This window comes from Marisediminitalea alba (genome assembly GCF_002993365.1).
GTDB lineage: Bacteria > Pseudomonadota > Gammaproteobacteria > Enterobacterales > Alteromonadaceae > Alteromonas > Alteromonas alba.
Genome location: NZ_PVNP01000039.1, coordinates 1 through 8889 on the forward strand (window position 1 = coordinate 1; position 8889 = coordinate 8889).

Genomic DNA, 8889 nt, shown 5'->3' on the forward strand with positions numbered 1-8889 from the left:
ATTCCATCTTAATATTTGGTCAGTAATGCCCAGTCTCTCGAACACATATTCATGATTCGCTTAGTGTCATCGACGAAATCGTTCCAAGCTGTGGTACATGCATCAACGATATCTTCGTATCCCTGGAAGCATCTGTTCGCTAAATGATGTTGCCGTATCCAACTCCACACCTGCTCTATGGGATTCAGTTCAGGAGAATAGGGTGGCAGTTTCATAATTGTCAGGTTTTCAAAGTCATCGGCTATATCATCGGTATGCCAACCAGCACCATCCATCACCACCACGGCATGGCGCCCCGGTTTTGTTTTCTGTGAGATTTGCATCAGGTGTTGACGCATGATGTCTTTGCTCACATAGGGCGAAATGAACGCTTCGGTGTCGCCAGTAGCTGGACATACCGCGCCAAACAAATGTGCATATTCAAATTGCTGTTGCTTCACAACTCGTGGGCGACTTCCCGTTGGGGCCCAAATGCGCGTTGTCGTGTTTTGCTGGCCAAAACGAGCTTCGTCCTGGAACCAAACATCTATGCGATCCAAGGCGAGATGCCCCGGAGTGTTAAGGATCGTTTCCAGTAGGAAGTTTTTTATATGCATCCTGGACGCCTGTTTGTTGTTTAGGATGTCGAGAACGACTCGTTATCCAACTAAACCCCAACGATTTTAACAGCTTATAGATTGCATTATGATGGTAGGTAACGCCAAATGTTTGCTCAATATAGGCTAAAATACTTTCCCCGGTAAGCCTACCTCCTTCATGTTTATCCTGGCTATGCTCTTCGATGTATGAACAGAGCGTTTGCTTTTGCCGTTCTGTGAGGTAGCAAGTTCGACCTTTTGCCTTTTTGGATTCCAGACCTTCAAGGCCATTGGTAAGGTAATTGGATACCCACAGATTCACACTTGTCCTACTGACTTTGAGTATTTCAGCGATATAAGTGCGGCTCTTGCCGTCAAGAAAATGAGAAAGGGCTAAGAAGCGTATACGCTTCCGACTATCTTTTTCAGATTTTGAAAGGGCGAGCAATTGCTCTGATGTATATTTCAAACTAAATGGACTCAGGAATGTAATGTGGCAATTAGATCACAAATCTAGATGGAATGGTATAACACCTGTAATTTCTTATACATTACGACTGTTTGCTTCATACTTTTGTCTATAATTCACAGTAACTTTCAAAAACATAAGCTATAGTTGTTACAGGTTTGTTATAACAATACATTAAGAAGTCAATCGCTGTGAAAATTACAATCAGTCAGTTTGTTATAATCTGTATCGGTAGTCTCGCGCTCGGGTTTTTCCAGTTATCATTAGGCGTTGTTGCTTTTGTTGTCGGCTTGTTGTCGTGTGGATTTACCTACTTTGCTTCACAGAATCAGGATGGGGTTCAGGAAGATAGGCCCCAGGCAGTGAATGAGTTTTCTCAGAAAGGTGAAATGATCAGTCAGTCGGCCAGCCGGATTGCTATCGGTGGGGCAAGTGTTTCGCACTTTTTAGATAAGCTAACCTCAATGTTCAACCAGCAGGTCGACAGTATCAAAGAGATTGCTCAGCGTATTGAAAATATCGAATCCGGCAACCAGCAACTTGTTGAACATGCTGTTATGGCAGAAGATAAGATACAGACTTCTGACGAAATGACGCAGCGTAGTCGCCAGTTACTCAATAATCTCCTTGACCAACAAGCCACGCTAATTAGTCAGATTAATGACTCAAAGGCTATGCTTCAGACACTACGCAGTAGTGCAGAATCCATCGGCAGTATTACCACTACTATCAATCAGCTCGCCGACCAGACCAACATGCTGGCGCTTAATGCCGCCATCGAAGCTGCGCGAGCCGGAGAACAGGGCCGGGGCTTTGCGGTAGTGGCCGACGAAGTGCGTGACTTAGCGAAAAAAACCACTGACGCGACGCAGGGAATTGATGAAGTGCTCAGTGAAATCAATCAGTGTAGCCAGAATTCCGTAATGGCCATAGAAAAGGTAGCAAATGCCGGTGATGAAATGAGCCAGATGATTACTGAGTCATCTGATTTAATTAAAGCCGCCAGCGAAGCTTCGAGCGCTGCAGCCAACTCTATGACAGTGATGAAAGATACCGTGGATGAACATGGTGAGGCCAATCGTGGTATCAGTGCCAATGCAATGCAGTTACATGAAAATACCCGTCACCTTGAAGCTGAGTTAGGTGAAGTATCGGAGAAGGTACTGGCGTTGAGTCACCAGACCGAGGATATTTTCCGCCAGTTGCAGGTCTTCGATTTACATAACCGCAATGCAAAAGTGCAGCGCATTGCCCAGGAAACTGCGCAGCGAATTGGTAAGTTGTTTGAACAGGCCATCGAGCAGGGGCGGCTGTCACAGCAGGCATTATTTGATTTTAACTACCAACCGGTGCCCAATACTAATCCGCAGAAGTTTACTACCGGTTTCGACAAATTCACTGATGCAGAGCTACCTGTGTTGCAAGAACCAATTCTGGAGCAAAACGACTTTATTATCTACGCTGGTGCGGTGGATGTGAACGGCTATCTCCCCACCCATAATAAAAAGTTTAGTCATAAAATGACCGGCAACTATGAAACAGACCTGGCTAAGAGTCGTACCAAACGTATATTTAATGATTACACCGGCTCTCGCTGTGGGAGTAATACCGAGAGCTTCCTTTTGCAAACTTATAAGCGGGATACCGGCGAGGTTATGCATGATCTGTCAGCCCCTATTTTTGTTAATAATCGACACTGGGGTGGATTCAGGATTGGTTATAAAGCAGACTGATAAGTATATTGTGCAAGTAACAAAGACCACTTACGATGTATAAGTGGTTTTTTTTAGATAAACGAAATAAAATTTTATAGCCCCCGGTCTATAGTGAAAGAGATAACAATTATTTGACCCGATAGGAACAAGACAATGAAACAAGTAAACAAAAATGGTATTGCAAGCGCACTGGGTGCGGTGGTTTTAACCTCCATGTCGTCTATGGCGATGGCTGATACGGTTAATCCGTTTGGTGCTCAACAATTAGAGTCTGGCTACATGCAGTTTGCGCCGGAAGGTAAGTGTGGCGAAGGTAAATGCGGCGAAAGCAAGAAAGCAAGCAAAGAAGGTAAGTGTGGCGAAGGCAAGTGCGGCGAAAGCAAGAAAGCCCACAAAGAAGGCAAATGTGGTGAAGGTAAATGCGGCGAGAGCATGAAAGCCCACAAAGAAGGCAAATGTGGTGAAGGTAAGTGCGGCGAGAGCATGAAAGCCCACAAAGAAGGTAAGTGTGGTGAAGGCAAATGCGGTGCCGAGAAGAAAGCCATGAAAGAGGGTAAATGTGGCGAAGGCAAATGCGGTGGTGATAAAAAAGCCAAGAAAGAAGGTAAATGTGGTGAAGGTAAGTGCGGTGGTGCCGCTTAAGCCAGTCATCACAGGAGTAGTTCATGGCTGTTAAGTTACAGGGTGCTGGTCTGGGCCTACGCAGGGAAATGTTGGATGATGTGCTGCCTGTTCTTCCCGGAAATGTTGATTTCTGGGAAGTATCACCTGAAAACTGGATCCCGCTGGGTGGCAAATATCGCGAAGATTTTAATCGTTGTGTAAAGCAGGCCGTGTTCACTACCCATGGATTATCCTTGTCTATTGGTGGTCCTGATCCATTGGATCACCGATTTTTGCATGAGCTTAAGCACTTTCTCGATCGCTATAACATCGAATTGTACAGTGAGCATTTAAGTTATTGTTCAGCCGATGGGCACTTGTACGATCTGATGCCGATTCCGTTTACTGAAGAGGCAGTAAGCTATATTGCCCAGCGAGTGAAAGTGGTCCAGGACATTCTTGAGCGCCCTCTGGTGCTGGAAAACGTGTCTTATTATATTGCGCCTAACCAGCAACTCACAGAACTCGAGTTTATTAATACAGTGTTGTCTGAAGCGAACTGTAAAATGTTGCTCGATGTCAATAACGTGTATGTAAATTCGATTAATCACCGGTACGATCCCTACGCGTTTATTGATGGCCTGCCGTCGGAACGCATAGTTTATGGGCATATTGCCGGCCATTATGAAGAAGCCGAAGATCTTAGGGTCGATACCCACGGCAGCGATGTCATTGAACCGGTCTGGGATTTACTGGCTCATAGTTACCGAAAGCACCATGTGTTTCCTACTTTATTGGAACGTGACTTTAACATCCCGGCATTAGAAGTACTGCTTGATGAGGTACAACGCATCAAACAAATCCAACAAGCGGTTAGCGCTGAGCAGCAGGGCGTAGCCTGATGACATTACAGGTGCAGTTACAATCATTTGCGAATAGCATTCGGGCGCCACAACACTCAACAGACGAGTCGGCAGATACGCAACGCAGAATGGATATTTATCGCTCGTTGTTTTTTAACAATGTATCGGGATTTATCCAAAACGGCTTTCCGGTGTTACACAGCCTGTATACTGAAGATCAGTGGCAGGCGCTGATACGACGCTTTTTCATTGAGCACCAGTGTTCGTCTCCCTACTTTATTCATATTAGTAAAGAGTTTGTCGAATACCTCAGTAATGAATATCAGCCGGTTAAAAATGATCCGCCCTTTATGGCGGAGCTCGCGCATTATGAATGGCTTGAGCTGGCGTTGTCAGTCAGGGAAGCTGAGCAACCTGTTAATTATTGGCGGCAGGATGGCATACCTTCACGGCTCACCGCCTCGCCATTAACTGAGCTGGCTGCCTATCACTACCCGGTGCATCAGATTAGCCCCGACTTCAGGCCCGAATCTGGCGATTCGATGCATTACTATCTGCTCTATCGTGACGAGCAACATCAGGTGCAGTTTCAGCATATAACGGCACTGTCTGCGCTGGCATTACAATTACTCAGCAGTGAGATTCATAGTTTTGACTCGTTGGTGGCAGCCATTCACCAGCAAGCTCCGCAGTTTTCCGTTGAGACACTACATCAGGGGCTGACACCGCTCCTGACTCAGTGGTTATCCTGCGGTGCCGTAATACCCGCTGAATCAAACGGTATATAGATAAAATGAATGCCCGGTTTTTCATCGGGCGCTATATTTGCACTGTCAATTTAGACTGCTTTCGATTACCATTTACCCCCTTTTTTAGCTTAATTAAATTTGAGAATTTTCATGGCTGGTAACGAAGATTTTAAAGAAGTGTTTAACTGGTGGTATTTTCTGGCAATTGTGGTTGCGTTAGTCGCGTTTCCATTGCTTCCTACGCTAGCAGGTATCTTTACATACCTGATCAAATAAATTCATGCTAAAAAAATAATTATAAAGGACAGGCATGAGTGCAGATTATATAAAATCAGTTGTAAAAACAGTGCCGGACTATCCAAAGCCCGGCATTGAATTCCGTGATGTGACCAGCGTATTAGAAGATTACGAGGCATTCAGCCAATGTATCTCTATGCTGCTCGACAAATATCGACCTTATGGATTTAACAAAGTGGCAGGCACTGAAGCCCGCGGCTTTTTATTTGGCGCTCCTTTGGCGCTTGAGCTGGGAGTCGGCTTTATCCCGGTACGCAAACCTAACAAACTGCCCCGTGACGTACTCAGCGAAAGCTACGAGCTCGAATACGGCAAAGACACCCTGGAAATTCACCGGGATGCCATTAACCCCGGCGATAAGGTGCTTTTGATCGACGATCTGTTAGCCACCGGCGGTACTATTTCTGCTACGGCTAAGCTTATTCGTAACCTCGGTGGTGTGGTAGAGCACGCTGGTTTCGTTATCGGCTTGCCGGCACTACACGGCTACGAGAAGCTTGAAGCGCTGGGGCTGGAACCTTATTGTATTTGTGAATTTGATGGCGATTAAGGACAACTAACGGTGGCATATCAGGTACTGGCAAGAAAATGGCGGCCGGGCAGATTTGCTGAACTGGTTGGCCAGGAGCACGTTGTTGCGGCGATCACCAATGCGTTGGATAACGATCGCTTGCATCATGCTTACCTGTTTACAGGAACGCGTGGGGTAGGTAAAACCACTATTGCGCGTATTTTCTCGAAAAGCCTTAACTGTGAACAGGGTCAAAGTGCTAACCCTTGCGGACAGTGCAGTACCTGTGTCGAAATAGAGCAGGGCAATTATGTTGATTTGCTTGAAATCGATGCTGCTTCTCGCACCAAGGTCGAAGATACCCGCGAGCTGCTGGACAACGTCCAGTATAAGCCAACCCGCGGGCGCTATAAGGTTTACCTGATAGACGAAGTGCATATGCTGTCCAAGCACAGCTTTAATGCCTTGCTGAAAACTTTGGAAGAGCCACCGCCTCACGTTAAATTTTTGCTGGCCACCACGGATCCGCAAAAATTACCCATTACGATTTTGTCTCGTTGCTTGCAGTTTAATCTCAAGGCCTTGTCACGGGATCAGATTGGTCAGCAACTGCAGCATATATTGCAGCAAGAACAGATTGCCTTTGAAGAGTCTGCGCTGGGACTATTGGCTAAAGCCGCTCAGGGCAGTATGCGTGACGCCCTGAGTCTGACCGACCAGGCGATAGCGCAGGGCAATAATCAGGTCTCCGGCAGCATCGTCACTGATATGCTCGGCCTGATGGATCGCCAGCAATTGCTGAAAATCCTGTTTGCGATTGGTAAAAAAGATGCCGCTGAAGTACTTCATCAGGCTGCAGAAATTGACGTACTCGCCCCTGATTACAGTATTGTGTTGGCAGAACTGGCGAGCCTGCTGCATCAGATAGCACTTACCCAGTGGGTACCAGAAGCGTGTAAGCTGGAAACCAACACCGCCAAAGCGATTTATCAACTGGCCCGGCATTTTGCTCCGGAGCAAGTTCAGTTGCTGTATCAGATTGCTTTGCAGGGCCGTAAAGATTTACCCTTTGCCAACGATGCGCGCAGTGCGTTTGAAATGACGTTACTGCGCATGATGACCTTTGCCCCGGTAGAACCGGTTGGCGAGCGGGAAACCGTTATTCAGCAAGCGCCGGCACGAACGGTACCCGATGCAGGTAATCAGGCAGCCACTGTGCCCTCAGCGCAAGCAGAACAACACTCTGACACAGTAGCTGAGACGGCAGAACAAAACGCTGAACCGGGCGCTCAGGCCGAAGCATCCGATGAATCACAACAGCTTGCCTCTGAGGCAGAGCAGTTGATGGATGAAGCTGCAGATTTTCGTCAGCAAAGTGACGCTTTAACGCAGCCGTCATCACAACCACCGCATTATGATGAGCCGCCGCAGGATTACGACGCGTATCAGCAGTACGATAATAATCCACCGGATGAGCACTTGCCGCCGCCAGCAGACTACCCGCATGCTTATGCAGAACCTCAGCCTGAAGCGGCCGATCGGGACGAACAGGCTCCGGTGGCGAATACCGCTGCCATGTTGGCGTTGCGTCAACGACTCAAACAGCAGGCAGCGGAGGACAAAGCTGACGCAGCAAAAAAGCCAGCAACGACGACTAGCAGGGAGTTTAAGCCCTCGCTGGCAGCTAAGGTCGCACCGAGCGATGAATCACAAGCTCAGAATGAGGCAACTGAAACGGTTCAGCCAACACCTGATAATGCCAATGTAACGCCTCGGGATGAGCCTTACCGCCATCAGGAAGAAGAGGCAGACTCGCCGCCGCCCTGGGTGTTGGAAAACAGTCAGGGCATGGCTGATGAGCCAGGCCAAAATGCCGAGCCGGTAAATGAAGCTCCGGTAAGCAATCCCAACGCTGATGCCGGGCTTGAGCAAACCGATAGCGATTACAACCCGTCGCAACCTGCAGCAGAAGTGCCCGCCACCTTCGTTCCTAATCAGGCTGCCGACGTATCATTCGATACGTACAGTAATTTACCTGCTTATCTTGAAAACGGCGATAAGCTGCTCGCTGCCAGTCAAATCGATAAGTGGAGCGCGCTTATTGAGGCCATGCCTATTGCGGGACTACTCAAGCAGGTTGCTTTGCACTCATTGTTTGAGCGCAACGAAAATAAAGTATTGCTCAGGCTCGACCCGGCGCAGGAGCACCTGGTTAACGAAACTACCGCTTCACAGTTGTCGACTGCCATGTCAGAAGTGCTACAATCGGCGGTAACTGTGCAGTTAGAGTTTGCAGAGGTCACCGATACACCTTTTCAGATTCAACAGCAAATTAATACAATGCGACAACGTCATGCTCGACAAGTTATTCAGTCTGATGATGTTATCCGCTCTGTGGTGGGGGCGTTCAATGCTGAGGTACTGGAAGACAGTATTCAGCCTCGCTGAGTAGCGATGTCGCAACTTATCAATTTTTTCTATTAGAGAGATACTATTATGTTCAAAGGCGGAATGGGCAACATCATGAAGCAGGCGCAGCAAATGCAGGAGCGCATGCAGAAAACCCAGGAAGAACTGGCCAATCTTGAAGTGGTGGGTGAATCAGGTGCGGGCATGGTAAAAGTCACCATGACCTGTAACCACAACGTACGCCGTGTAGAGATTGATGAGTCGTTAATGGAAGACGATAAAGACATGGTGGAAGATCTGGTTGCTGCGGCATTTAACGATGCCGCGCGCCGCGTTGCCGAAACGTCAAAAGAGAAAATGTCTGACGTCACCGGTGGCATGCCACTGCCTCCAGGCATGAAAATGCCGTTTTAATTTTTGAGTACACGAAAAAGCCGACGTCTGAGTCGGCTTTTTTGTTTGCCCAGCGAAGCTGGCAAACCCGTCAGGTTGAAAGAAACCTGAATCACCCTGACTGAGGGGAAGATAATCCGAATGGCAAGGGCGTTGCTGGCCAACGGCAGGGTTCGAAGGAAGCCATAGGAAGTTAGAAGTACACAACGAAAGTGAACCTGATTCGGCAAGGCAGGAGGGTAAGCGTGCAAAATAGCGCGAAGCCCGATACTCAGTCAGTCCTGTTTTGTGTTTGAGGGTGG

At 47.7% G+C, this 8889-nt stretch carries 9 protein-coding genes; 8 read left to right on the top strand and 1 reads right to left on the bottom strand.

The annotated features are described in order from the left end of the window. Positions 1–8: 8 nt before the first annotated feature. A protein-coding gene (locus C6Y40_RS04845; RefSeq protein WP_476726842.1) for an IS630 family transposase occupies positions 9–1047 on the bottom strand; the annotation gives its coding sequence in 2 pieces (ribosomal slippage) (positions 9–588 and positions 587–1047; 1041 coding nt in all). Between the two features lie 191 nt (positions 1048–1238). Between C6Y40_RS04845 and C6Y40_RS04850 the strand changes: the two genes are divergently transcribed. From C6Y40_RS04850 to C6Y40_RS04880, 8 genes are all read left to right on the top strand, one after another. Next, positions 1239–2780, top strand: coding sequence for a methyl-accepting chemotaxis protein (locus tag C6Y40_RS04850; protein WP_240621850.1), 1542 nt, complete (start codon positions 1239–1241; stop codon positions 2778–2780). 135 nt (positions 2781–2915) lie between these two features. Continuing rightward, positions 2916–3404 carry an HvfA family oxazolone/thioamide-modified RiPP metallophore gene (locus C6Y40_RS04855; RefSeq protein ID WP_105933607.1) on the top strand — a complete coding sequence of 163 codons (489 nt, stop codon included), beginning with the start codon at positions 2916–2918 and terminating at the stop codon, positions 3402–3404. A 23-nt stretch (positions 3405–3427) separates the two neighbouring features. Further along, positions 3428–4267, top strand: coding sequence for an HvfB family MNIO-type RiPP peptide maturase (locus C6Y40_RS04860; protein ID WP_105933608.1), 840 nt, complete (start codon positions 3428–3430; stop codon positions 4265–4267). Further along, entirely contained in the window at positions 4267–5016 is a 750-nt protein-coding gene (locus tag C6Y40_RS04865; protein WP_105933609.1) for an HvfC family RiPP maturation protein, read from the top strand. Before C6Y40_RS04860 ends, C6Y40_RS04865 begins: the two co-directional genes overlap by 1 nt. Positions 5017–5127: 111 nt before the next feature. Continuing rightward, positions 5128–5253, top strand: coding sequence for a hypothetical protein (locus C6Y40_RS25390; protein ID WP_276309509.1), 126 nt, complete (start codon positions 5128–5130; stop codon positions 5251–5253). 34 nt (positions 5254–5287) lie between these two features. Further along, complete coding sequence (gene apt, locus C6Y40_RS04870) at positions 5288–5824, top strand: adenine phosphoribosyltransferase (RefSeq protein WP_105933610.1); 537 nt, start codon at positions 5288–5290, stop codon at positions 5822–5824. Positions 5825–5836: 12 nt separating this feature from the next. After that, positions 5837–8233, top strand: coding sequence for a DNA polymerase III subunit gamma/tau (gene dnaX / locus C6Y40_RS04875; RefSeq protein ID WP_105933611.1), 2397 nt, complete (start codon positions 5837–5839; stop codon positions 8231–8233). A gap of 48 nt (positions 8234–8281) precedes the next feature. Then, complete coding sequence (locus tag C6Y40_RS04880; protein ID WP_105933612.1) at positions 8282–8608, top strand: YbaB/EbfC family nucleoid-associated protein; 327 nt, start codon at positions 8282–8284, stop codon at positions 8606–8608. The last annotated feature ends 281 nt before the right edge of the window (positions 8609–8889 follow it).